Origin of the sequence: Paenibacillus agaridevorans, from assembly GCF_018604145.1 — a bacterium.
GTDB lineage: Bacteria > Bacillota > Bacilli > Paenibacillales > Paenibacillaceae > Pristimantibacillus > Pristimantibacillus agaridevorans.
In genome coordinates this window covers 6305491-6330051 of record NZ_CP075889.1, presented here as the reverse complement: position 1 = coordinate 6330051, position 24561 = coordinate 6305491, and the positions used below count along the sequence as shown (strand labels likewise).

At 49.6% G+C, this 24561-nt stretch carries 21 protein-coding genes; 15 read left to right on the top strand and 6 right to left on the bottom strand.

Translation table 11 applies throughout. The features are described from left to right. The first annotated feature begins 70 nt into the window (after positions 1 to 70). The 3 genes from KJW29_RS25405 (at position 71) to KJW29_RS25395 (ending at position 4012) form a co-directional block, all read left to right on the top strand. Positions 71 to 1594, top strand: a complete 1524-nt coding sequence (locus KJW29_RS25405; RefSeq protein ID WP_246608375.1) for an extracellular solute-binding protein — start codon at positions 71 to 73, stop codon at positions 1592 to 1594. Next, positions 1531 to 2262, top strand: coding sequence for a hypothetical protein (locus KJW29_RS25400; protein WP_214626726.1), 732 nt, complete (start codon positions 1531 to 1533; stop codon positions 2260 to 2262). Before KJW29_RS25405 ends, KJW29_RS25400 begins: the two co-directional genes overlap by 64 nt. 202 nt (positions 2263 to 2464) lie before the next feature. Continuing rightward, positions 2465 to 4012: an extracellular solute-binding protein gene (locus KJW29_RS25395; protein ID WP_214626725.1), complete on the top strand. Its 1548-nt coding sequence runs from the start codon at positions 2465 to 2467 to the stop codon at positions 4010 to 4012. 138 nt (positions 4013 to 4150) lie between these two features. Here the strand turns inward: KJW29_RS25395 and KJW29_RS25390 are convergent, their stop codons facing one another. Further along, positions 4151 to 4294 carry a hypothetical protein gene (locus tag KJW29_RS25390; RefSeq protein ID WP_214626724.1) on the bottom strand — a complete coding sequence of 48 codons (144 nt, stop codon included), beginning with the start codon at positions 4292 to 4294 and terminating at the stop codon, positions 4151 to 4153. Between the two features lie 70 nt (positions 4295 to 4364). On the opposite strand from KJW29_RS25390, the gene KJW29_RS25385 reads away from it, so the two are divergent. From KJW29_RS25385 to KJW29_RS25355, 7 genes are all read left to right on the top strand, one after another. Then, positions 4365 to 5324, top strand: a complete 960-nt coding sequence (locus tag KJW29_RS25385) for an ABC transporter permease (protein WP_087571328.1) — start codon at positions 4365 to 4367, stop codon at positions 5322 to 5324. Between the two features lie 19 nt (positions 5325 to 5343). After that, positions 5344 to 6219 (top strand): carbohydrate ABC transporter permease, encoded by an 876-nt coding sequence (locus KJW29_RS25380; RefSeq protein WP_214626723.1) that lies wholly within the window; start codon positions 5344 to 5346, stop codon positions 6217 to 6219. Positions 6220 to 6455: 236 nt separating this feature from the next. Beyond that, complete coding sequence (locus tag KJW29_RS25375) at positions 6456 to 8009, top strand: helix-turn-helix domain-containing protein (RefSeq protein ID WP_246608374.1); 1554 nt, start codon at positions 6456 to 6458, stop codon at positions 8007 to 8009. A 38-nt stretch (positions 8010 to 8047) separates the two neighbouring features. Continuing rightward, positions 8048 to 9826, top strand: a complete 1779-nt coding sequence (locus tag KJW29_RS25370) for a cache domain-containing sensor histidine kinase (RefSeq protein ID WP_214626722.1) — start codon at positions 8048 to 8050, stop codon at positions 9824 to 9826. Positions 9827 to 10146: 320 nt separating this feature from the next. Continuing rightward, positions 10147 to 11061 carry an ABC transporter permease gene (locus KJW29_RS25365; protein WP_214631312.1) on the top strand — a complete coding sequence of 305 codons (915 nt, stop codon included), beginning with the start codon at positions 10147 to 10149 and terminating at the stop codon, positions 11059 to 11061. Continuing rightward, entirely contained in the window at positions 11055 to 11915 is an 861-nt protein-coding gene (locus tag KJW29_RS25360) for a carbohydrate ABC transporter permease (RefSeq protein ID WP_214626721.1), read from the top strand. Before KJW29_RS25365 ends, KJW29_RS25360 begins: the two co-directional genes overlap by 7 nt. Before the next feature lie 67 nt (positions 11916 to 11982). Next, positions 11983 to 13539: an extracellular solute-binding protein gene (locus tag KJW29_RS25355; protein WP_425517459.1), complete on the top strand. Its 1557-nt coding sequence runs from the start codon at positions 11983 to 11985 to the stop codon at positions 13537 to 13539. A 59-nt stretch (positions 13540 to 13598) separates the two neighbouring features. Here KJW29_RS25355 and KJW29_RS25350 read toward each other — a convergent pair whose 3' ends face one another. Continuing rightward, entirely contained in the window at positions 13599 to 14402 is an 804-nt protein-coding gene (locus KJW29_RS25350) for an AraC family transcriptional regulator (protein ID WP_246608372.1), read from the bottom strand. A gap of 114 nt (positions 14403 to 14516) precedes the next feature. Between KJW29_RS25350 and KJW29_RS25345 the strand changes: the two genes are divergently transcribed. Next, positions 14517 to 15320: a phytanoyl-CoA dioxygenase family protein gene (locus tag KJW29_RS25345; protein ID WP_214626720.1), complete on the top strand. Its 804-nt coding sequence runs from the start codon at positions 14517 to 14519 to the stop codon at positions 15318 to 15320. An 89-nt stretch (positions 15321 to 15409) separates the two neighbouring features. Here the strand turns inward: KJW29_RS25345 and KJW29_RS25340 are convergent, their stop codons facing one another. Then, positions 15410 to 15679, bottom strand: a complete 270-nt coding sequence (locus KJW29_RS25340; RefSeq protein ID WP_214626719.1) for a hypothetical protein — start codon at positions 15677 to 15679, stop codon at positions 15410 to 15412. Next, positions 15676 to 16857, bottom strand: a complete 1182-nt coding sequence (locus KJW29_RS25335; protein ID WP_214626718.1) for a DUF4062 domain-containing protein — start codon at positions 16855 to 16857, stop codon at positions 15676 to 15678. The genes KJW29_RS25340 and KJW29_RS25335 overlap by 4 nt, the downstream gene beginning before the upstream one ends. Before the next feature lie 175 nt (positions 16858 to 17032). Here KJW29_RS25335 and KJW29_RS25330 point away from each other — a divergent pair, with 175 nt between their 5' ends. The 4 genes from KJW29_RS25330 to KJW29_RS25315 all read left to right on the top strand — a co-directional run bounded on the left by KJW29_RS25330 (position 17033) and on the right by KJW29_RS25315 (position 20786). Then, positions 17033 to 18904 carry a leucine-rich repeat domain-containing protein gene (locus tag KJW29_RS25330; RefSeq protein ID WP_214626717.1) on the top strand — a complete coding sequence of 624 codons (1872 nt, stop codon included), beginning with the start codon at positions 17033 to 17035 and terminating at the stop codon, positions 18902 to 18904. Between the two features lie 115 nt (positions 18905 to 19019). Then, the gene (locus tag KJW29_RS25325; RefSeq protein ID WP_087571336.1) at positions 19020 to 19388 is read left to right on the top strand and encodes a hypothetical protein; all 369 of its coding nucleotides are present in this window, start codon (positions 19020 to 19022) and stop codon (positions 19386 to 19388) included. Continuing rightward, positions 19313 to 20215, top strand: a complete 903-nt coding sequence (gene yidC / locus KJW29_RS25320) for a membrane protein insertase YidC (RefSeq protein ID WP_214626716.1) — start codon at positions 19313 to 19315, stop codon at positions 20213 to 20215. Before KJW29_RS25325 ends, yidC begins: the two co-directional genes overlap by 76 nt. Positions 20216 to 20570: 355 nt before the next feature. Next, positions 20571 to 20786: a cold-shock protein gene (locus KJW29_RS25315; RefSeq protein WP_087571338.1), complete on the top strand. Its 216-nt coding sequence runs from the start codon at positions 20571 to 20573 to the stop codon at positions 20784 to 20786. A 176-nt stretch (positions 20787 to 20962) separates the two neighbouring features. On the opposite strand, the gene KJW29_RS25310 is transcribed toward KJW29_RS25315, so the two are convergent. Continuing rightward, entirely contained in the window at positions 20963 to 22648 is a 1686-nt protein-coding gene (locus tag KJW29_RS25310; RefSeq protein ID WP_214626715.1) for a response regulator, read from the bottom strand. Continuing rightward, a complete protein-coding gene (locus KJW29_RS25305; RefSeq protein WP_214626714.1) occupies positions 22645 to 24558 on the bottom strand; it encodes a cache domain-containing sensor histidine kinase in 1914 nt (637 codons plus the stop codon). The genes KJW29_RS25310 and KJW29_RS25305 overlap by 4 nt, the downstream gene beginning before the upstream one ends. Positions 24559 to 24561: the final 3 nt, after the last annotated feature.

Below are 24561 nucleotides of genomic sequence, written 5' to 3'. Positions count from 1 at the left end.
CATCTTCTCTGGCGATGATCATTAGCTTAGATTATGTCGGCTGCAGGCCGCAAGTACAAGGGGGATTTCGATGTCAGGGCTACAGAGACCAGCTGTCTGCCGCTTCCGCAAGCTCATGCTGGCAATTTTGCCGCTGCTTCTATTATGCGCTTCTTGCACCGGCGGCGATGACAAAAAGTCGAGCGGCGGCGGAGACGACAAACCCGTTATAACGATTATGGCGCCGCTGCACTTCCCCCACTCGCCGAGTGAAGAAACGATGAACGAGCTGGAGACGTTGACGGGCACGCAGTTGGAGATCAACTGGGTGCCGGACGGCATCTACACCGACAAGATGAATACCGCTCTGACGACGAATTCGCTCAAAAAGGTAACATTCGCCAAACATACGGACTACATGTTCATGAAGAATTCGATCCGATCCGGCGCCTTCTGGGAGATCGGTCCTTATCTGGAGCGTTTTCCGAACCTGAAGCATCTCGACAAGGGGATCCTTGCCCAAACAGCCGTGGACGGCAAGCTTTATGGCTTATACACGGAGCGGCCTTCGTCCAGACAGGGCATCATCATCCGCGAGGATTGGCTAAACGTGCTGGGGCTGTCCAAACCCTCTACGCTGGAGGAGCTGTATGAGGTGATCCGGCAGTTTACGCAAAACGATCCTGATTCCAACGGCAAGCACGACACCTTCGGTCTGGTGGACCGGAACGACCTTGTGTTTGGCGCGTTCAAGACTTTGGGCTCTTATTTCGGCACGCCTAATAATTGGGGAACGGATGGCGCGGGGGGCGGGCTTGTACCGGAATTCGAATCCGCCGCTTATCTCGACACGATGAACTATATGAAAAGATTGTATGATGAAGGGCTCATCAACAAGGATTTTGCGGTAACCAGCAAGGAGATGCAGCGCGACTTTGTCATTCGCGGGCTGGCGGGCGTATACATTGGCAGCATGCAGGACGTGCAGCGTCTGTCCGATGAGGCCCAACGGTTTAATCCGAAGGCAAAATTTACGCTGGTGAACCGTATTCAGGGTCCAGAGGGTTATCGGGTTTGGTCGATTCCGAATTATTTTGGGCTGTATCTGTTTTCGAAGAAGGCGATCCGCACCGAGGAAGAGCTGCTGGACATTCTGGCGTTCTATGACCGGACGATGGACGGCGATGTGGCGAATTTGCTCAAATACGGCATGGAGGACAAACATTATTTGTTGAAGGACGGCAAGGTGCTGTTACCCGAAGAGATGACGCAGACACGTACGACAGAGGCAGGCGGACTGTATGTGCTCATGATCGCCGATCTCAGCAATCCCAACGTCAAGGATGTTAGCGAGCAAGAGACGCTGCAGGAGGAAGCCGAGAGGTATACGGCGGATAACGAGAAGTTTATCGTGCCGGATCCCACTAACGGGTTGGAGTCCAAGACGTATGACGAGCGCGGCGTGGAGCTGTACAAGATTATCTCCGACGCCACCTACAACTATATGTTGGGCAAGCTGGACGAGGATGGCTTCTACCGGGAAGTGGAGCGATGGAAGCAGCAGGGCGGATCGGATATTATAAAGGAATATACGGAAGCGTACAACGCGAAATAATAGTGGCCCTCCCGGGTGTATGGGAGGGCCTTTTTGTATGCTGCGGGGGGCTGACTGGCGCAATAGCCCGAGAAAATCGGGCTATAGGAGCGGGGCAGGCGCTGCCGAGCGCAATAGCCCGAGAAAATCGGGCTATAGGAGCGGGGCAGGCGCTGCTGAGCGCAATAGCCCGAGAAAATCGGGCTATAGGAGCGGGGCAGGCGCTACCGAGCGCAATAGCCCGAGAAAATCGGGCTATAGGAGCAGAGCAGGCGCTGCCGAGCGCAATAGCCCGAGAAAATCGGGCTATAGGAGCAGAGCAGGCGCTGCCGAGCGCAATAGCCCGAGAAAATCGGGCTATAGGAGCAGAGCAGGCGCTGCCGAGCGCAATAGCCCGAGAAAATCGGGCTATAGGAGCGGAGCAAGCGCTACCGAGCCCAATAGCCCGAGAAAATCGGGCTATTGGAGCGGGGCAAGCGCTGCCGAGCGCAATAGCCCGAGAAAATCGGGCTATAGGAGCGGGGCAGGCGCTACCGAGCGCAATAGCCCGAGAAAATCGGGCTATAGGAGCGGAGCAAGCGCTGCCGAGCGCAATAGCCCGAGAAAATCGGGCTATAGGAGCGGGGCAAGCGCTGCCGAGCGCAATAGCCAGAGAAAATCGGGCTATAGAGCCCGCCGGAGTAACTTAGGATGCTTTCAACCCGAAATAATCGGGTTGCAGTTGGCGGAGGTGTCATCCCCCCGCAGCCGATAATCATTACCTCAGAGAGGCGGGCGTGGAGGCGCGATATGAGCAAATGATTGTTTCGGCACCGATTGCGGCGATGCTACGCTCTAATCGTCCCAGTCAGGGGCATAGCATCCAACCAAATAAATCGGAGGTCAAGGCGAATGAACAAAAAAGCCATTGCATTGGGCAGCATCCTCACGCTTAGCATGATAGTAACCGCATGTTCGGGGGGCAACGGCAATAGCGCAAGCACCCTAGACCCGACTCAAAGCAGCGGAGGCGCGACACAGGCGACGGAAAAACCGGCCGAGCCTGAGAAACCAACCGAAATCACGATCATGCTTCCGCTTAATATCTCGGAGACGCCGCCGGACACGATCAAGAAAGAGCTCGAGAAGCTGACGAACACGAAGCTGACTTATCAATTTTTCCCTGCTGACACGTACGAAGAGAAGCTGAACGCTTCCTTCGCGACAGGCTCCCTGCCGCAAGTGACGTATCTGAAGAACCAGGCGACCTTCCTCCAGATGAAAGGCGCGATCCGCGACGGCCAGTTCTGGGAGATCGGTCCTTACCTCGCCGAATTCCCGAACCTGAACAAGCTGAAGCCGGAAATTCTGAACAATACGAAGGTCGACGGCAAGCTGTACTCTCTTTACATCGGACGTCCGCTGGCCCGCCAAGGCATCATCTACCGCAAGGACTGGGCGGATAACCTCGGCCTTGGCGCACCGACCACCATCGACGAGCTGTACGCGATGATCGAGAAGTTTACGAATGGCGATCCGGACAAAAACGGCCAGAACGACACGCTGGGCTTGACGGACCGCAACGATCTCATCTACGGCGCGTTCAAGACGCTCTCCGCCTACTTCGGAACGCCGAACAACTGGGGAGAGAAGGACGGCGGCTTGCAGCCGGAGTTCGTATTCGACCAGTACGTGGCGACGATGGATTTCATGAAGAAAATCCGCGACAACAAATTCATGAACGTCGACTTCGCGGCGACGAGCAAGACGGACCAGATCAATCTGTTTACGAGCGGCAAGGCCGGCGTCTATATCGGTTCCCTGCAAGACGTCAACTCGCTGCACAAGGATCTTGTGAAAAACGTTCCAGATGCGGTCATCGAAGTGCAGAACGTGGTGACGGGACCGAACGGCGAGAATGCGTCTTGGGCGATTCCGGGTTACAACAACGTCGTGCTGTTCCCTAAGGGCGCGATCAAGGACGAGGAGCAGCTTAAGAAGGTGCTGGCGTTTTTCGACAAGATGATGACGCCGGAAGTGGCCAACCTGATGTACTGGGGCATCGAAGGCACGCATTATAACGTACAGGATGGCAAGGCCAAGGCTTCCGACAACGCGGAGCTGACGGAGCGCGAAGTCAAAGGCTACAAGGACAGCGTCATTGGCGAGCCGGAGACAAACGGCATGCTGGAGGGATTCCACGACTTGGCGGTTCGCGTCCATGCGGAGCAGCTTATTGTGGAAAGCGAGAAGGTCGCGGTGCACGATCCGACGGCGCCTCTGGATTCCGCGACATTCACGGAGAAGGGCACGCAGCTGCAAGAGCTGATCAAGGACGCGACGTACAAGTACATCTACGGAGACCTCGACAGAGCCGGCTACGACAAAGCCATCGAAGATTGGAAAGGCCGCGGCGGCGCGCAAATGATCGAGGAGTTCTCGGCGGCGTTCAAGCAATAAGCGGATAAGCGGACATTAAGCAAGTAGGGGCAAGAGGAGGATGACGAGGAGCGAGCCATGATGTCGCGAACGACCGCGAACGGACCGCAGGCAGGCCGCGAGCCATGATGTCGCGAACGACCGCAAACGGGCCGCGAGTCATGATGTCGCGAACGGACCGCAAACGGGCCGCGAGTCATGATGTCGCGAACGGACCGCAAACGGGCCGCGAGTCATGATGTCGCGAACGACCGCAAACGGGCCGCGAGTCATGATGTCGCGGACGACCATCGTGAGCATCATGCTCCGTCCATCCTCCTCCCTTGTTTCTCAAGGGCGGCCGCAACCACTCCCCAGGAAAGGAAGAACCAGCATGCAGCACGCAGCAGCAACGGAGATCAAGCAAGGAGCGGCAAAGCCCCGCAGCAGCAGCGAACTGAAGAGACGCCTTTGGCGGAACAAATGGCTTTATGTCATGATATTGCCGGGCATTCTGTATTTCATTGCATTCAAGTACGTTCCCATGTTCGGACTCACCATCGCGTTCCAGGACTACAAGCCGCATTGGGGCTTCGCGGGAAGCGAGTGGGTCGGCCTCAAGCACTTCGAAAGACTGTTCACCGAACCGGATTTTATGAAGATTCTGACCAATACGCTTCTGTTATTCGGCATGAACCTGCTCTTTTATTTTCCGATTCCGATCCTACTCGCCTTGATGCTGAACGAAGTAAGAATCACGTTTTTTAAACGGTTTTTCCAGACGCTCGTTTATTTGCCCCATTTCATGTCGTGGGTCATCATCGTGTCCATCGGTTTCGTCATGTTGACCATGGACGGAGGCATCATTAATGAAATGCTGGCCTACCTCGGCTTCGAAAAAATCAATTTCCTGCTCAGCACCGAATGGTTCCGGCCAACCTATATCATACAGGTGATATGGCGCGAGGCGGGCTGGGGAACGATCATATATTTGGCCGCGATCGCGTCGGTCGACCCGCAGCTGTATGAGGCTGCGCGCATGGACGGCGCAGGCCGGCTCAGGCAAGTCTGGCATATTACGCTGCCGGCGATCCGGAGCGTTATCATTATTTTGCTCATTCTAAAGATCGGGGATGTCCTTGAACTCGGCTTCGAGCATGTGTATCTGCTTCTGAATTCCATGAACCGCGACGTTGCGGAGATTATCGATACCTATGTCTACACGGCGGCGCTGCAGCAAGGCCAATTTAGCTACAGCACAGCCATTGGATTCTTCAAGTCATTTATCGGGCTCGTGCTGGTCGTCTTGGCGAACAAGCTGGCGAAGCGCATGGGCGAAGAGGGCGTTTATTAAAGTAGAGGAGGCTAACCCCATGGTGGAAGACAGAACGGCGAGCGGACGCGTGTTCGCCGCCGTCAACTATACGCTGCTCGCGATCATCGCGCTGGTGACGGTGCTTCCGTTCCTGCACGTCGTAGCCGGCTCCTTCACGACGAGCGCCGAGATGGCGGTCAAGAAGTTTATCTTGTTCCCGACAGTGTGGAGCTTCGACGCCTACAAGTTCATCTTCTCGACGAACACCATCTTCCGGGCGATGGGTGTCTCCGTCGGCATAACGGCATTCGGTACGTTGTTCAGCATGCTGCTGACGGCGCTTATGGCCTACGGGCTATCCAGGCGCGACCTGGACGGACGCAGAGGCATTATGTTCCTCGTCGTGTTTACGATGTTGTTCAGCGGCGGGCTTATCCCAACGTTCCTGGTGGTGCGCGAGCTCGGCATGATCGACAGTTATCTGGCGCTAATTGTTCCTACATCGATCAGCGCGTTTAACCTCATTATTATGCGTAATTTCTTCCAGAACATCCCCGAGGGATTGGAAGAATCGGCGAAGATCGACGGCTGCAGCGACTTTGGCATCCTGTTCCGGATCGTGCTTCCGTTGTCCATGCCGGCGATCGCTACATTATCTCTTTTTTACGCGGTAACGTATTGGAACACCTACTTGAGCGCCATCCTGTATCTCAACGATAGTCTGAAATGGCCGATTCAAGTTCTTCTTCGCCAGATTGTCGTACTGGCCAGCGGCATGGATTACAGCTCCGATCTGGACTCCACGGTTCCGCCGCCGGATCAGACGATCAAGATGGCCGTCATTGTCGTGGCGACGCTGCCGATTTTGCTCGTATATCCTTTCTTGCAGAAGCATTTCGCCAAGGGCGCCATGCTGGGTTCCATTAAGGGATAACGGTCAGCGAGTTGCGGTTTGATACCTCGAAATAGAAAGGGAATGCTGCAAGTGAATGATGACGAGTCTTTCGTATGATATTCAAGAAGATGCATAGACAAGCTACCCGGCAAGCTTCCAGGTAGCTTGTTTTTTTGTTGGAAATCGATTGATTGTCGGGCACAGGGGCATAAGCTATAATATTCGATACTATGATTACGCTTACAGGAAATAAAGGATCAGGAGAGGATGGTTCTATGTCATTTATGTCCATGAGGCCCTTAAATGTTTTAATTGTCGATGATGAGTTGCCATTAAGACAGGAGCTTCGGATGTTTCCATGGGAGGATTGCAACGCTGTCCTTATTGGGGAAGCTAGCAACGGAGAAGAGGCGTTAAGGATTTGCGAGACGTTTGTCCCGGATGTTGTCATTACAGATATAACAATGCCGGTTATGGATGGAATCATACTTATACGCGAACTAAAAAAGAGATACCCGATTGTACAAATTATTTTGCTGACATGCCATAGTGAATTTCATTATGCACAGGAGGCGCTCCGCATAGGCGCTCTTGAATATATGTTGAAGGCTACGATTGATGATCAGGAAATGAAACGAGCTTTGGATAAAGTCAGGCAAGCTGTCGCAAAAGAACGAAAGTCTCTGGATAATGAAAAATCCGAGTTAAGACAACTGCAAGCCGCGCTTTTCGAAAAGCTGCTCCAAGGCCATCCATTGCAATACGCAGATTGGAGCGCCATTCAGTTAGATGGCCAGACTACCTATGTGTTGGTTCTCTTTATGTTTGATGCGCCGGATCCTGTGTTTTTAGCAGCTCAACCACAAATGGAACAAATGTTTTCTGACATGGAGAGTTCTGATTCAACTTGTATAACATGGTTAACCGTGCGCAAGCAGGAGTATTTTGTGATGATGACATTATCCGGAAAGGAAATTACGCCTCTCTTACCGTCTATTGAGGCACGATTGCAACAACTAGTATCTTTAATAACGGATGAGGCTTCTTTAGTTGAGCATAAGCATCGTATTCAAGTTGTTATTAGCGAGTTTTTTGCTTCGAGCGATGAGCTCGTCCAATCGATCGAAAAGACTACGCTGTGGAGAGAAGCATTATTCTACGATCGTGTAGAAGATAACCTTGTCTACTACGGTCATCCGAAGCCATTACAAGCTATGACAGAGATGCATATGAAGGAAATGACCGAGATCCTTAGAAAAGCGGCTTGGAATTCGGAGTCGCTAGTGGAGTGTATGAAGAATGCGTTTTTCGAATGGTGCATGTTTCAGCGGGTTCAACCCGAACAGTTAAAGCAATATGTAATAGGCTGGCTCGTTGAGTGGATCAATCAGCAAGGAGGAGGGGAACTGCTTCTTTTGAATATAACGTCCATGCTGGAAGTCAAAAGCTTATCTCAGCTAATTAACATAGTATGCAGGAGAATCATAGAGATCGAGAATGGGAAAACACATTCGCGTCATGAAATTCGATTAGCGCTTCAGTGGATAAAAGACAATATGAAGCAGCCCATATCCCTTCCAATTATTGCCGAGCAGGTTGGTTTAAGTCCGCAATATGTCAGTCGATTGTTTCGCGAAGAAACAGGGACCTCGGTGACGCAATATATTACGCAAATGCGAATGGAGAAGGCTGTAGAGCTTCTTAAACAAACGAATATGAAAGTGTATGAAATCGCTGAAGAGGTTGGCATTCCCAGCTATAGGTATTTTACAGTCATGTTCCGTAATTGGACAGGGGTTTCTCCGACTGACTATAAGCGCAAAGTATAAAGTTCATTCCTAAAAAAATAAGTTCGGGGGAGAGACTGATGCTGAGACTTTTACGCTGGTATGGTAGCTTGGGATTAGCTACGAAGCAGTTCATTTATATGTTTATTGTGACGTTAACCCTCTTTATGCTGCTGGCATGGAGAAATTTGCATGAATCCGAGAGCTTGCTCCGTAATCAAATGATTAATGACGCCGAGCTGTTGGTGAGTCGAACGAACCAATATATAGATGCCAGTCTGGACAATGTGGAAAACATTTTATTGCTTCTATCCACCCAGTCTGAGTTGCTTGAGGAGAATAACGAAGAAAAAGCTCTTGAGACACTGCGGACCTTTGCTTCTAGAAATAATACAATAGCCAAATCCTTATATATGATTAGAACGGATGGCAAGGTATATGCTAGCTCACAGGTTTTTTACGACATAATAGGCAATCCTCATTTGCAGGAGCTTTACGAGCTTGCGTTGCAAAATTATGGCGGAATTAATGTCAGTGAGCCGTATTACTCTCCTTTGTCCGGACACACGCTGGCTTACGTTCTCCCAATAACGGATGCCCAAACAAAACTTAAAGGCGTTGTCGTAGCGGAAGTGGATTTGGAGATGCTTTCCTTGCAAATTACACCCAAAAACAATCAATCCTATGTGTTGTTTACGAAGGATGGAAATGTTATTAATCGACTAGGAATTAGCGATAAATTGCTGCCCTATCAACATGCGACCTATCCGCCCGTATTACAGTCTGAATTTCAGGAGCAGCTTGTTTCTCTTAAGTTGGGGGTAAGCAGCATCCTGTTGGATGATAGGAAGTCATTAGTTGCTGTGAAATCGACCTCGAATCGATTAGGCTGGTCATTAGCGGCTTTTATCGAGGAGGATTATTTCTATAAGGATTTGCAAAGTTTAAATGACAACTACAGAACGGCAAGTTTCATCTGGATTATCATATTGCTAATTAGCGCCTATTTAATGAGCCGTTCCTTTACTATGCCTATTCGTAGATTTGTTGAGAGGATGGACAGGCTCAACGATTTGCAGGTCGTAACGAAGCTGACGGTAACGAGAAGAGATGAGATTGGAAGGTTAATGCTAAGCTATAATGCCATGCTTGAGAGAATTCAAGTTTTACTTAAAAAAACGAAGTCGGCAGAAGAATTGAAGAAGGGATACGAGCTTAAAATGCTGCGCAGCCAGATCGCCCCTCATTTTCTGTATAATACGCTCGGTTGTATTAGCAGCTTGGCGAAGCAGCAAAGGATTGATGAGGTGCGCGAGACGATTCGATCATTGATCAAGCTGCTTAGCTTCAGCTTCGATAGGCAATCTGAGTTTGTTCCTATTGAGGAGGAGCTCGAATGTCTGCGTATGTATATGTATATTCAACAAATCAGATATGGGGATCAGTATCAATACGAGATTCATTGCGAGGAGAGCCTTTTACAATACCGTATTTTAAAGCTAACGCTTCAACCTTTAGTAGAAAATGCCTTATTCCATGGACTTACGCCGAATAATGGCGGCCACATTCTAATTAAAGGAAGGCTGGAAAAGGGAGTCGTCAGATTTTATGTTTGCGATAATGGGGTCGGTATTTCGAGTGATGAAGTGAAGAAGCTGTTAGATGATTCAATTGAACAGGAACGATCACGATTTAGATTTACGGGGATTGGTCTGCGAAATGTGCATGAGAGAATTCAAATTCACTATGGCGAGCAGTATGGCATGCGTATAAGAAGTGTTAAAGGAAAAGGAACCATGATCCGATTGGACATACCGCTGCTAAGCGAGAATGAAGAAAATCTGGGCATTTGGGATTAGGTCGTGTCTGAAAACCCGCTCAGGGGCATCTTTCACCGCCTTTCCGCCCCCTGCTTCGTCACTTTTGCTTGACGTACCCCCGGTACGCCTTCACAAAAGTTCCTTGCATGGAACGAAAATTCGGCAAAATCTGCTCCCCTCGGAGTATTCAGGCACGCCCTAACTAAATTCAAACATTTTTACTGATTTTATGTATATCGGTGTTCCCTGTAAAAAAACTATACTTAATTCATGAAATGAAAACGCATACATGAAGGAGGAAGGCGATGGAAGCTAAATCCGGTTTTAAACAATCCCCGCGGGCGCAGCTTGCTCCACTAATGAAATTGCAATCCATGATGCGAGTCATCTGGCGTTTCCGGGCATTCTACATCATGCTGCTCCCTGGCGTCATTTACTTTATTATTTTCCGATATCTTCCGATGTATGGCGTCATAATCGCTTTTAAAGACTATGCAATTATGGAAGGAATAACGGGAAGCCCATGGATAAACCCATGGTACAAACATTTTCAAACTTTTTATCAATCCCCCTATTTCAGTCAATTGTTAAGCAATACTTTATTAATCAGCGTTTACAAGCTTGTTTGGGGCACTTTGCCTCCGATAATTATGGCAATCTTATTGAATGAGTGTCGTGTTCGTTGGTTGAAATCAATTGTACAGACATTGACTTACATGCCGCATTTTTTATCATGGGTCATTATTTTCGGTATTTTATTAACGTTGTTTTCGCAAAATGGCGGATTAATCAATCGATGGATTGTAGAAGCGGGCGGAACCTCTATCCCGTTTTTAACATCAACCGATTACTTCCGAAGTATTCTTGTCGGCTCAGAGGTATGGCAAAACTTGGGGTGGGGAGCGATTATCTATTTGGCGGCAATGTCTGGAATCGACCCTACGCTTTATGAAGCAGCCAAAGTGGATGGCGCAAATCGTCTTCGTATGATCTGGCATATAACGTTGCCTGGCATTCGAAGCATTATCGTTCTTCTCTTTATTCTTAAGCTCGGCCATTTACTTGATGCAGGCTTCGATCAAATTTATATTTTGTACAATATTCAGGTGTATCCCGTCGCGGATATTCTCGATACATGGGTGTACCGTACTGGCTTACAGCAATTGAACTTTAGCCTGGCTTCGGCGGTTGGTTTGTTTAAGTCGGTCATTGGATTAGTCCTTGTCGTTATCGCTAATCAGATCGCGAAGAAATGGGGTGAAGCAATTTGGTAAAGAGGCTGGATGACAAGCTTTTTGATTCATTCGTATATCTCATACTCATTATTTGCGGGCTGGCGGCCATTTTACCGATTTTGTATGTCATATCCGTATCGATAACCCCATTTGGCGAAGTGCTTCGTAACGGAGGCTTTATATTATTCCCGAGAGAAATTACATTTACGGCTTATCGAACGTTGCTTACAGAATCCAATATTCCGCAAGCTTTCAAAATAACGATATGGATCACCGTAGTAGGAACGGTTGTTAATCTCATTTTAACTAGCTTAATGGCCTATCCATTATCACGAAGAAATTTGCCTGCAAGAAACTTTTTTCTTCTGATGATCGTTTTCACCTTATTATTCAGCGGAGGAATAATCCCCACATACTTGGTAGTCAAATCCGTTGGTTTGTTGGACTCGATTTGGGCCATGATTCTTCCTAATGCGGTGTGGAGCTTTAATGTGCTTATTATGAAAAGCTTTTTTGAGGGATTACCCGAGGAACTGTTCGAATCCGCAAGAATGGATGGAGCCAAGGAGTTTCGTATTCTGATTCAGATTGTGACGCCGCTATCTATACCGGTATTGCTAACTGTAGGCCTATTCTATTTAGTCGGGCATTGGAATGAATTTTTCCAAGCTATCTTCTACGTGACGGATCGTACGTTGTTCCCGCTGCAGGTTATCGTTAGAGAATTATTAATGCAAAGCCAACAGCCGCTTGAGAACGCAGAGAATATGATGCCGACGCAGACCATGCAGATGGCTGCGGTCATGATTGCAAGCGTGCCCGTTATTGTCATATATCCTTTCCTCCAGAAGCACTTTACAAAAGGAATGCTGCTCGGATCTATCAAAGGTTGATCTAGGCCGCATAGATAACTGGCCAGCTATGCACGCCTATTCAATATACACATTATAGATAGGGGATATGAAAATGAGAAAAGGTTTATCCATTCTTTTATCCGTAACACTTCTAATTGTGATGCTCGCTGCGTGCTCGGGAGGGAGTAATTCGAACAAAAATCCAGGAACCGCGCCTACAAATACGGAGAAGCCTAGTGCTCCAGCCTCGCTAACGCCAACCGAAGCAAGCAATAAAACGATCAAGCTTGAAATTATTGAAACCGGAAATAATCTGCCGGCCCCGGACAAAGACAGTATCAAGCAAGAACTGGATAAAGCATTAAATATCGATCTGAATTTAACGGTATATCCTTCAGGAGACGATTATACGAATCAATTAAACGTTCGTATGGCGTCAGGTAATTTTCCGGATTTGTTTATGTTGAGCCGTCAACAGCTGCTTCAATTCTCGAAACAAGGACTACTGCTTGATTTGACGCCATACATGGATCAGTTACAGAAAACAATCGATTTCATTGGAGAAGAAACGGTTAAGAAGGGAATGGTTGACGGGAAAGTATATGCGATCTCGAAATCGCCCCAAATCCCTTACAATACCTATTGGATTCGCAAGGATTGGTTGGATGCATTAAAATTAGATGTTCCAACAACGATTGAAGAGCTGGCAGAAGTTGCGGAAGCGTTTACTAAAAATGATCCTGACGGCAATAGTAAACAAGACACTTTCGGTTTAACCGGAGGGAAATTAAGCGCCTTTGCACCCGTGTTCGGAGCATTCGGGGTTGGATCCCCAGGAAACTTTTACGTGAAGGATGGAGCCGTATTAAATGCTTTGTACGATCCGGCAATGAAAGATGCTTTGGCGTTTATCAAACAAATGATCTCTTCCGGATCTGTTGACCCTGAACTATTGGCCAACACCGGATTGCAGCATCAGGAGAAATCCATTAAAGGCCAAGCAGGCATCGTACACATCGATTGGCCTAATATGACAAAGGAACAATTCGTAGAGCAAATTAAGACCGTAAATCCAAATGCCGAGTGGCTGCAAATAGAAGCGCCGGTTGGACCTGGAGGACAAAATGACTCTTCATGGGATATAGGGGCCACTGCGGGTAGATTTGCTATTCCGAAAGCGATCGAGAAGGACCCTGAGAAGCTGCAGCGAGTTTTTGATCTGTTGAACTATATTTCGGATCCAGACGGGGGATCGCTTCTTGTCCAATTCGGGGTGAAAGACACTCATTTCACAATGGAAGACGGCACGCTGAAAATGACGGATAAAGCGGGCGAGGTAGGACACTCTTGGCTCTACCAATTTACGGGAAGGCCGGAGATGGAATATTTGCAAGCGAAGTTCGCGCTTCAGTCGGAAGCGATAAAATTTGCCAATGACCAGAAGCGTATTGAGGCGCTAAACGGGTTTATTGATATTCCTGAAGGTTTTAACGCGGCAGATGCCGATCGATTTATCGAAGAAGAAATTGCAAAATTTGTTTATGACAAGCGTCCTCTAACAGAGTATGAGGATTTCCTCAAAACATTAGAGACATCGATGAATTATACATTGTTATTAGATAGCGCTAAAGCGCAACTCAATCAGCTAGGCTACGGCAGCTAACGAATTGAACTAGAAAGACAAGCGGAGGTATTCCTATTCTGCTTGTCTTCTTCTTTTGACTATACTTGATAAGTTTTACGGTAAGCCGAGGGGTTAATGCCAAATTGTTTCTTAAAGCTTTTGCTCAAATGATGCTCGTCGGTGAAGCCGCAATGCTCCGAGATTTGTTCAAGAGTGAGTGACGAATTAATCAGTAGTTTCTTCACTTTATCCATCCTAAGATTAGTTGCGTAGGTATTAGGCGAAATTCGAAATTCCTGCTTGAATAGCCTTGTTAACTGTACCTGACTAATTCCTATTTCATATGCAATTGATTTTAACGATACGCCGAATTCGGCATTCTGCTTAATCTTATGGACTACAAGCTGGAGAAGCGGGTCCTCGGTATACAGTTGATTTAAGTTTTGATCGTATAGCTCTATTTGCAACGTATAAAGTAAATCTCGCAGCAAATGTTTTTTATAAGGAAGAACTACATTCGAATTTAAGTAACCAGCTTCGCGTAATTGTGCAATTGTGGATACTAATCTTTTATTATTCATTAGGCGGAGCTTACCTGTATAAGGAAATGTGAGAGGGTCTAAATCCACCTCATTAGCAGCAGTAAGCCAATGAAAACCGATTAGATGAAAAGAGAGTCCATCAGTAGCACGATAGAAGGTTAAGCCAGGGGGACAGAGTACCATATCGCCTTGAATGGCATTACCGCTTTGCTCTCCCAGTCTATATTCAAAGCCCCCAGACTCGACAATAAATAAGGCCCAATGATCATAAGTATCATGTGTTTTTTGAAATTGCACAGCATCTTTAATATACACATGATAAATTAGATTCGGCTCTTGAAACTGATTGCGCTCCACCATTGGCTGGCTCCTTTAAATATTGAAATTATATACAAGGAAATCAATTGGTTTATCCATTATAACAGGAAATGAAATCAAATATAATAAAATTAATTACAAGTAGGAGGCGAGGGAATGAGTATCAATCAGCTTGATATCAAAGGGTTAATGAATCAATTTGACGAGAAGGGTTATTTGGTTATACCAAGCGTTCTGTCACAGGAGAAGGTTGCTCGCTTAAATTCCGTCATCGATACAATCATCGAGAATGAGCCGGAGTCGCTAGCTTATAATATTTATAATAGCGTCGAGCTTCATCCAGAAATAGCTTCGTTGATCGATGAGCCAACCATTCTCCCCTTGATTGTTAATTTGCTAGGCTATAATATCCAACTTCATATATCGCATCTGACAATTCGAAAACCAAATCCAAATGACGTGCAAACAACATCCCAGAGCTTTATTGACTGGCATCAGGACGGACCTCATCCAAAGTTTCCGGTTATTGAAGGGCTGACCGCGACTTATTATATTAAAGCTTGCTATATATTGAGTGATATGTCGGAGCCTAATCGAGGCAATACAAAAGTAATTCCGGGCAGCCATAAAAAGCCGTATGACCCCAATCACAGGGATGTGCGTCAACAACTGGACGGTGAGGAGCAAGTATGCGGAAAACCGGGAGATGTGTTTATATTTGCCCAAAATTTATGGCATGCGGGATCGCCCAATACATCGGAATATACGAGAAGACAGTTGTTCTTAGGCTACAGCCCTATATGGATGAGACCTATCGACTATCATGTTGCTTCAGAGGAGCTTCTTAAGGATGCCGATCCTATTCGCCGTCAGTTGCTTGGTCAAATAAGCGATAATAAATTTAAATACTACGTTCCGGAGGAATCCATGGTACCACTTAAGTCATTCATGCTTAACTGAATGTCATGTAATGGATTTCGTGCTCATGTAAAATGGCCCTCCCTGGGTTCCAGGCGAGGGCCATTGTATTAGGCGTGCAGATTGGACCGTTAACCTTCTATTGTCAGACCGGTCAACGTATTGTTCAGCTCATTCAAGCGTTGATGCTTATGATGGATGATGTTGTCTGTATAGCGCGTGGTCGGGACGAACAGCAAGGTGTCCTTGCCGATGGCGGACATGCCGTTTCTCTGCATATGCAGGACGGTTCCTTGTTTGTTGACGGCGATGACGGTTTTAACAGGGGACAGGGCGTTGGCAGTTGTTTGGACATGCCATCCGTCTTGCGCGGCCGGCAAGCGAGTCGGTTTTTTGCTCATTTCTGTAACCCCCCTATAAGAGAATTCAATAATTCGATGATCATTCCGTTAGCGTGTGTGTTCAGTATACCATTAATGATATCATCCGTGTAGTCGGCGTACAGTTGCGAGCTCCATGCGGTATCCTCCGGGAAGTGGTACGAGATCACGTATTCCCCCAGCTTGTAAGTCAGATAGAATAGCCGCCTCGACTCCCAATAAAACAACCCCGGAACACCGTCCTGCAGGTTATTGTACGTATAGGATACAAATGAGCTTGGGTCGCCTACCTCGAAGTCGTAATTCCCGTTCGTATCTCCTGCGTAGTACTGCACCGTCAGCGAGTTCCCTTCGTGATGAAACAAGCAGATGGCGGAGCAGGCTTTGACGCTCCCGATGCTTCCGTTTACCGGGCCGGCTGTAATCTCCGAGCGAGTAAGCATGCGGATGGAACGATTTAGCAGCCGGCGCCCTTCCAGCAATTCGCTGATTCGGACATGGTCCGATACGACTTGTTTCGCGAACGAAGTGAAATCCCCGAAGGCGAGGGCGAGCTGGGAGCTTTCCTCGTACAACGATTTTTTCGGAAGAAGCTGAAGTCCTTGCTGGAGCAGATCGCTTAGATAGGATGCCCATGGAACCGTATGTCCCCACGAAAGTTTCTCGACATAATGACCTTTGACCATGACGATATCATGCAGCAGCACCCAGACATAGGTATCGATTTGATGTTTGGACGGGATGCCGGACGCCGGATTTTTCTCCGACTCCATCTCCAGGAAATCCATGATCTCGTTATTGTGCGGCATTCTCCCCTGCGAAAGTTTAAACTCTTCGATGTATTTGGCGATGATCCATCTGAATTTGAAGTAGGCATCCATGATCGTGCTTTCACAATAAAGCATCATCATCTTGCTGTCGGAGACGGCTCGCAAATATTCCAGATGGGTAACCGTATAACCGTTCGACGTCATGGAGCCGCCCTTGGTATGGATAAACAGGCAGTACAAGTCGCATTCGCTGACCTTTTTCAAGCAATGATCAACGCCTGTCTGGAAATTCGGCCATGGGCCGAAGTTCTTTTCGAACATCTGAGGATCGTGTCCCAATCTCGACAATTCCTCAAATGCACCTATCCGAAGATGCGTGATGGCATCTTGAGCAACAGAGCTAATGAAAATTTTGGATGATGTGGGCACGAATTGGTTCTCCTTGTTAAAAAAAGTAGTTTGTCCCATCATATCATAGATTGAGCGCGGGAAAAACGAGAATAGCCGCTTGAAATCCGCATCTAATTCCTGAAACTATTGGAATTTCGGCTCCGTAATAATAAACTTGACTTAAAGTAACGTCTTCAAGATTGGAGGGCCGCGGGTGAATGTGATTAAACTGAATTGTCCGAATTGCAACGGGAAGATCGAATATAAGGAAGGGCAGATCTATAAATGCCTATTTTGCGATACGGAGTTATTGTTGAAGGAAAACAACGTGTACTATGTGGACCAAACGATTAATCATTATTATGGGACGGCTCCTTCCTCCGGAACTGCCCGCCCCGGCACGAATTTAAGAAAGTTATGGATCGTGCCCCTTATGCTCATCGGTTTAATGGCCGGCTATTTTTTCTTGAACGGCAATCCGGCGGAGCAAAGCGGCGCAACAACATCCACGGTCCGAACCATGCCGGAAAGCGAAGTGCTTCTTTTCTTTTTGAGGGATGTGTTTGATAAAGGCGATGCGATGCCTACGGAGGAAGAAATCGCGAAGATCCGTTATTTGTCGGTTCGCCACGATGATGAAGACCGGTGGCGGTTCACCTATAGCTTGGACGATCCGTTCACCAACGGCCAGGCTGAATTCATCGACTACGCGATTCACGACAAGCTATTGAATACGCAAAGGATCGAGCAAAAGGACTTCGAGGCTTTTAGCGGACTAACCGAGTTGAATCTGATGAACGAATACGAGGTTTCGCAAGGAACGGATGTAGGCTTTCGCCATCTGCAAGGAATAAAGGCTTATGCCGGCGGCTTTAATGAATCCTTTGGGCGAATCGCGAACTACTTTGGCGATAACTCCCAAATCGTAAAACTCTCGACGCAAATTCGAAGCAACGAAGAATTGGCTCTATTATTAAAGTTTCCGAAGCTGCAAACGCTCGAAATTTCTTACGTCAACGAAACCGTTACGGATTTCCACTTGCTGAATCAACTGCCGTTGCAATCCTTATCTTTGACGACGGTCGATCATTTGGGGTGGTTGTCCTCGCTGACCGGTTTGAAATCCTTGTCTGTAAGCTACAGCAAGGAGACGGATTTCAGCGCGTTGTATTCGCTGAGTCAATTGCAGGAACTAAAGCTGTCGATGGTGGAAAATTTAAAAACGATCGATTTCATGCAAAACATGCCTAACTTGCAATCGCTTGATCTTGATTATGTTCCAATCACGAATTTAGAACGCCTTAGGGATAAAACGTCATTGACGAACCTGCGATTAACGTCTCCGCACAAGCTGGAGTCGGTTGAAGCCGTTAATAGTTTGACTTCGCTGACCGAGCTGTCCATAACGGGTTATCACGGCGCGATATCGCCGATCTCGTTGCCGAATTTGAAGAAGGCCGAACTGCAAAGTAAGCTCCTGTTGGAATTTACCGCGCCTGTTTTGCAATCGTTAACGGTTGATCTATTCAGCGAAGACTTGGATGGAGCGGATTTGGCGAAATACCCGCGTTTGGAACAGCTTTCGTTAAAGGAGAGCGGGAATTTTACAGGCATTCCATCGTTAAATCGACTGACGGACTTGCGCACGTTGCATTTCAACGAGACCTATTTCTTCGAGGAAACAAGCGCGTTATTCCAATTGCAGCATGTAAAGGCGATTACCTGCACGGAATGCAGTTTTCAATTCCACGATCAGGAATCCTTTGCCAATAACACGCTAGAGCATTTAACGTTGAATCAGCCGTCCTTTCGCATAGGCAATGGCGACTGGTTGAACGATGCGGAGAACGTGATGCATTATTTCGCGGATATGGCGGCTTTGCGTTCCTTTACCATGCAGGACGATTCCATTCAAACGCTGGATTTCATGAAGGACTGGGAACGGATAGAGGTGCTTCATTTGGAGAATAACGCCATCTCCGATGTCGAGCCTTTAGCGCATCTGCCCCATCTGCGGAAAGTATATCTTTTGGGCAACCAAGCGCAGAACAAGTCGGTTTTGGATAAAGGAATCCTGATTTATTAATGTCGAAAAAGCAGATTGCCGAAATTTTGTTGCCATTCCATAATCGTCACGTATGATTATCGGCAGAAATGCTTTAGAATGGAATTAACGAATTCGGAAGGGAGGGAATGCGAAAATGTTGGAGTTGGAGCTGCACGATTGGCTGCCGTATCTGTTCTCGATCAGCTTGTTATGCACGATCGCGTATTCTTACAGCATCCATCTGCGGGAAGCAAGCGCGGAATACGCGAAGGGCACCGCAAAGATGCAAATATGGATCATCGCTCTGCCGCAGCTGGCGACCTTTGTCATGGCGGTCGGCCTTTGGCTGATCCGCTACGTAAAGCGCAAGTCGGCGCCGGATGATGACGATTCGGCCTGCACGTCCTCGTTGGAGACGCAACCACACAACCAACGAGGAGGCTATATATGCCAAGTAATCAATCAACCGGATCCACCGCCGCATTCCCGTCCCGTTCCAAGACGATACGAATTATCGGTATAACGCTGCTGCTCGTGAGCCTGTTCGCCCTTACCGGCTGCGGCAATACGACGGGCGAAATTAACGGAGACACGCCAGGCGTGTTTAACCACTACGTCATTTATCCGTTGTCGGAGTTTATCGTCTGGATGGCGGGTCTGTTCCAGGACAATTACGGGCTGGCGATCATGGCGATCACGATCGTCATCCGTCTTGTCTTGTTCCCGCTCATGCTGCGCCAGTATAAGTCTCAGATGACGATGAAGGGCAAGATGGCGGCGCTCCAGCCGGAGCTGAAAGAGCTCGAAGCCAAATACAAGGACAAGAAGGACGCAGACAGCGTGACGAAGAAGCAGCAAGAGATGATGGCGTTGTATCAGAAGCACAACGTGAATCCGCTCGCGATCGGCTGCCTGCCCATGCTTATTCAGATGCCGATACTAATGGGGCTGTACTCCGCGATTCGGATGACGCCGGAGCTGTCCACCCATTCCTTCTTGTGGTTCAAGCTCGGCGAACCGGATATGCTTCTGCCGATCATCGCCGCCATCGTTTATTTCATTCAGTTCAAGGTCACCCAGGCCGGCAATACGAATGATCAGGCCAAACAGCTGGCCTTCCTGGGTTATCTCTCGCCGATTATGATGGGGGCGTTCGCGATGTTCGCGCCGGCGGCGATCTCGCTGTACTGGGTTACGGGCGGCTTGTTTATGATCGCCCAGTCCTTTCTGCTTGGCAAGCTGTATAAGCCGGAAACGAAGGTCGGCCCGGATGGACCGGGCAACTCGGGCAACCCTGGCAACGGGGCCACGAAAAAGAAAGGCATTGCGGCGGAAGGCGGCAAGGCCTGATAGGCGGAAGTGCGGAATAGAGCAAAATGGGGATTTATGCCTAAAGTCCCACATAATTTCGCCTCTAATTGCGTATAAATAACTTGTCCGGTTGGATAGAGCCTGCTAATCCTGCTCCTGATGTTCAAGTCATTACGGAGTCAGGGCCGGGGCCGAATCGTTTGCCTTTTATGGGCGAACATGGTACAATAATCGATATTTGAAAATGCTAGGCATGACCTTTCCACAAACGAGGCCGGCCTTATAGACGAAAACTGCCCTACCCGCAAAAGTGGGGGCAGTTTTCCGTTTTTTGGCGGTGTTGCTCGTCCGGACCGGGCATGAGTCAATGCGAAAGCGCGAAGGAGGCTTGGCCATGTATAATCGTAAAAAACCGCTAGAAGAAATCCCGCAGGAAAACACGAAAATATGGGCATGCGAGACGGAAGGCTGCAACAGCTGGATGAGAGACAACTTTTCGTTCGATCGTACTCCGACTTGCCTGATGTGTAACGCGCCGATGGTCAGCAGCGAAAGAATGCTGCCCGCGATCGTCAATTCGACGGCAGTTGTGTCCGAGATGAAAGGCTAGCAAGCATTGGTTCGGCGAAGAATGCAATTAGCGACATAAGCAGAAACAACCCCGGAACGCGGCGATGCCGACGGTCCGGGGTTGTTGTCGTATTGGCCGGCTATGGTCGGCGGACGATAGCAGGGTTGACGGAGATAAGTGTTGGCCAGGACTTGTCGTCAATCGTGCCGTCGCTCCTACCGCCCGCCGTAGTGCTGCTTGCGATAGTCGCCGGGTGTGCAGCCGGTCCACTTCTTGAACACTTTGCTGAAGTACTTCTCGTCCTGAAAGCCGACCTGCTCCGCGATTTGCGATATTCGCAGACTGGCATTGCCGAGCAGCTCCTTGGCCCGCTTCATCCGGATGCCCGCGATATAATCGGAGACGTTTTCATTCATCTCTTGCTTGAACTTGCGGGAGATATACTCGCGGCTAAGGAAGAAGCGGCTTGCGACGTCCTGCAGCGTAATGTCTTCATGCGCATGCTGCTCCAGAAACAACGCGATCTCGTGGATGATCCCTTTCTCCTTGTCGGCCGACGAGAGCAGCTTGGAGATCGTCTCCATCTCCTCGGTCACTGCTTCCTTCCAGGCCTCGTAATGAAAACCTCCCGAAGGATGAAGCGGAAGCGGTCTCGTCGTCGAGAGGCCGTTATCTCTGCTCTTAGTCTCGTCTTCCTTCCCCTGGAGGAGCTTCTCCTCCGAGGTAGCCGGCTTCGCCGCCGGCACGGTGTCGCCGCCATCTGATTCTCCCAGCCAGATTGCTTTCGTCCGCTCGAAGTGTTCACGCCAGTCCAGCAGTCCCTCGAAGGAAAGATGGCCGCTCCCCTCGATGACCGCGAACCATGCGTCGAGCGCCCGCCGCAACTGGTCGCTATTGCCGCTCTGGACCGCGAAACGGAGCTGCTCCTCATGATCGTGGAAGGAGAGCAGGGTTGCGCCGCGCTTATTCCCGGTATCGTCGAAGGAGACGACATGATCGCTGCTCCGGCTCAGGACATTGCGGCGCAGCAGGGCTAGTCTCGCTTGCCGGTAGGAGTTCAGCGCATCCGAAGGAAACGCCGCAGGCTGCCCTAGCCCGAAGTCGAAGGACGCCTTCATGGCCAGCATTATAGCTTCCCGAATGTCCCCGATCAAGGAGGGTGCCCCGGCGCATTCGCCCCAGAAGAGCAACACCAGCTCCTGCTCCTTGCCCCAGTACCGGAACGCATAACCAGCCTCCCTCTCCAGAAGGATCTCGTTGCAAATATTCGTTAGCGCAAAGAACATCAGCTCCTGATCGCCGGGGAACTTCTCGCGTATGCCGGGCGCGGACAGCGACAGGCTGGCTACGGCCGCACGAACAAGCGGGACGGGCGCAGCCAGACGCAGCTCGCGAAGCACCGCGGGGGGCCAGCCTCCCTGGGCTCCGGGCTCGCTGAGCACCGAAGAGAAGTACTGCTCCAGATAAACGGGCTTGAGCTGATTAAGCTCTATATGGACGGCCCGGCTCATCGCCCGCTCCCGCTCCTCGGCGCGCCAAGCCTCGATGGCCTTGGCAATCGCGCCGTTTAGCTGCTCGGGATCGATCGGCTTTAGAATATAGTCGACGCTGCCGGATTTGACGGCGCCCCGAACGAGTTGGAAGTCATCGTGGCCGCTGATGACGATCGTCTTGCTGCCGGGATGATGGCTGGCGACCCAGGAGAGCAGCGTCGAGCCGTCCATGCCCGGCATCATCATGTCGGTAAAGACCAGTTCCGGCTGCAGCCTTCCGATCAGCTCGGTCGCTTCGATGCCGTCGCGCGCTTCGTAAATGTCTTCGATGCCGTACGAATTCCAATCGACGAGCAGCTTGATCGCTTCGCGTACATGTTTCTCGTCGTCGACGATGAGAGCTTTCATGCTTCGTGGCCTCCTTCAAGCGGAATTTGGATGGTGATGGACAGGCCGTGCGGCTGGGCGTGGGAGAGCGTCATCGTCGATTCGGGATGGGATTGCAGCCGCAGCCGCGCCATAATATTGCGAAGCCCGATGCCGCTGTCTCCATCCTCGCCCTTCCGATGGCTTGCGGCTTGCAGGCCAGCCATCGAAAGCTCATGTTGCAGCTCTCGCAGCCGATCCTCGTCCATGCCGCCGCCGTTATCGCTGACGGTGAGGACAAGCCGCCTTGGCTCGTCCAGCAAGGAGCTTGAGACCAGCAGCCGCGACGGTTCTTCGAACGAATGCTGGAAGCCATGCTTAAAGAAATTTTCGAGCAGAGGCTGGAGAATCATTTTCGGCACATGGATGTCACGACTGCCTTCGTCGATTCGCAGCTCTATCTCCAGAGTGGTATCAAAGCGCTGCTTTTGCAGCTCGAGATAAGCGGCGGCGTAATCAAGCTCGCTTCTGAGCTCTACCGTGTCGTCCATATTGTTCATCTGGTAACGCATCAGCTTGCCGAGAGACGTAATAAGCGAATAAGCTTTCGTGTCGCCGTTCTGGAGCGATACGGTCCCGATGGATTGCAGAGCGTTGTACAGGAAGTGGGGATTGACCTGCGCCTGCAGCGCCTTGAGCTCGTTCGTCTTGCTGGCGATCTCCAGGCGGTATTCCGTCATGATGAGGTGATTGATCTTGCCCATCATGGAGCGGAACCGCTTGGCAAGCAGACCGATCTCGTCATTTGTCTCGATATCGATGGATACGTTTAGATTGCCCGTTTCGATCTTGTTTACATAGCCGATCAGCCGCAGCAACGGCTTGGTAAACCGGATGGAGATGATCAGCGTCGCGATGACGACGATGCCGAGGAATGCCGCGCTAACGGCGGTATTAAGCTTGGCGATGCTGTTCGCGGTGCCGTAAAGATGCTGGTAAGGCGTTTGCTTGATGAGGTACCAGTCCATGAAAGGCGTCACGATCCGATCATAGAAGACGATGCCGTCGAAGCCGTCTTGCTTCCATTCGAAGTGGCCGGTATCCGCTCCGGACAACAAGATGGTGTCCATGAGCGCCGTTCCAGGTCCCGCCGGCTCCTTCTCCTTGTTATCAGCGGTCTTCTCTGATTCTTCTTGAACGCCGATGCTTGTCCCTTTGTCCCCGATGGGGGAGGACAATACGAGCTTGCCCTCGCTGTCCGCGATGTAGAATGCCTCCTTGCCGGCATCGTACAGCTGCGCATTAAGCGAAGCCAGGACGCTGAGCCTCACATCGATGGACAGCTCCGCGAGCAGCTCATCGCTGGGCGCGCGAATAATGGGTCGGTGGAGCGTGAACACGGGCTCGTCGTCCGGCGAAGACTTTAGGTCCAATCCGTAATTATGACTGGCATGCGCCGGCTCGATATACGCCTTGGTCGTCTCGATGTCGAGCGGCTCGGGATGCCGGCCAACCTTAAGATCGTCAGCCCAGAGCAGATAGGTCGTATTCTGCTTGACCACGTACAGCCGCACTTTATGGAATTCGCTCACGCTCTGAAAAATGTTGTAGAGATGATCCTTCAGCAGATTGCGGTTTCGGATGACGTCGGTCAGATCATTAGGGAACACCTCGTCCTCCATGCCGTGCTCCAGAATATAGTACAGCGATTGCGGCACGTTCATGGCGTTGTATACGGCGAGGGACTTCTGGTTAATATTGCTCATATAGTTCAGCGTATTCGTCTTGCCGAGAGAAAGCAGCCTGTTGTTATTCGAGATGGCTTCCCGGGTGACGGATTCCGTAGTTGCCTTGTAAGAGATGAACATAGACGTGGCAATGGGCAGAATCGTCACGATCAGCAGCAGCGCCATCAACTTCTGGCGAATCGTATGGAAGGGCTTTCTTAACATTGC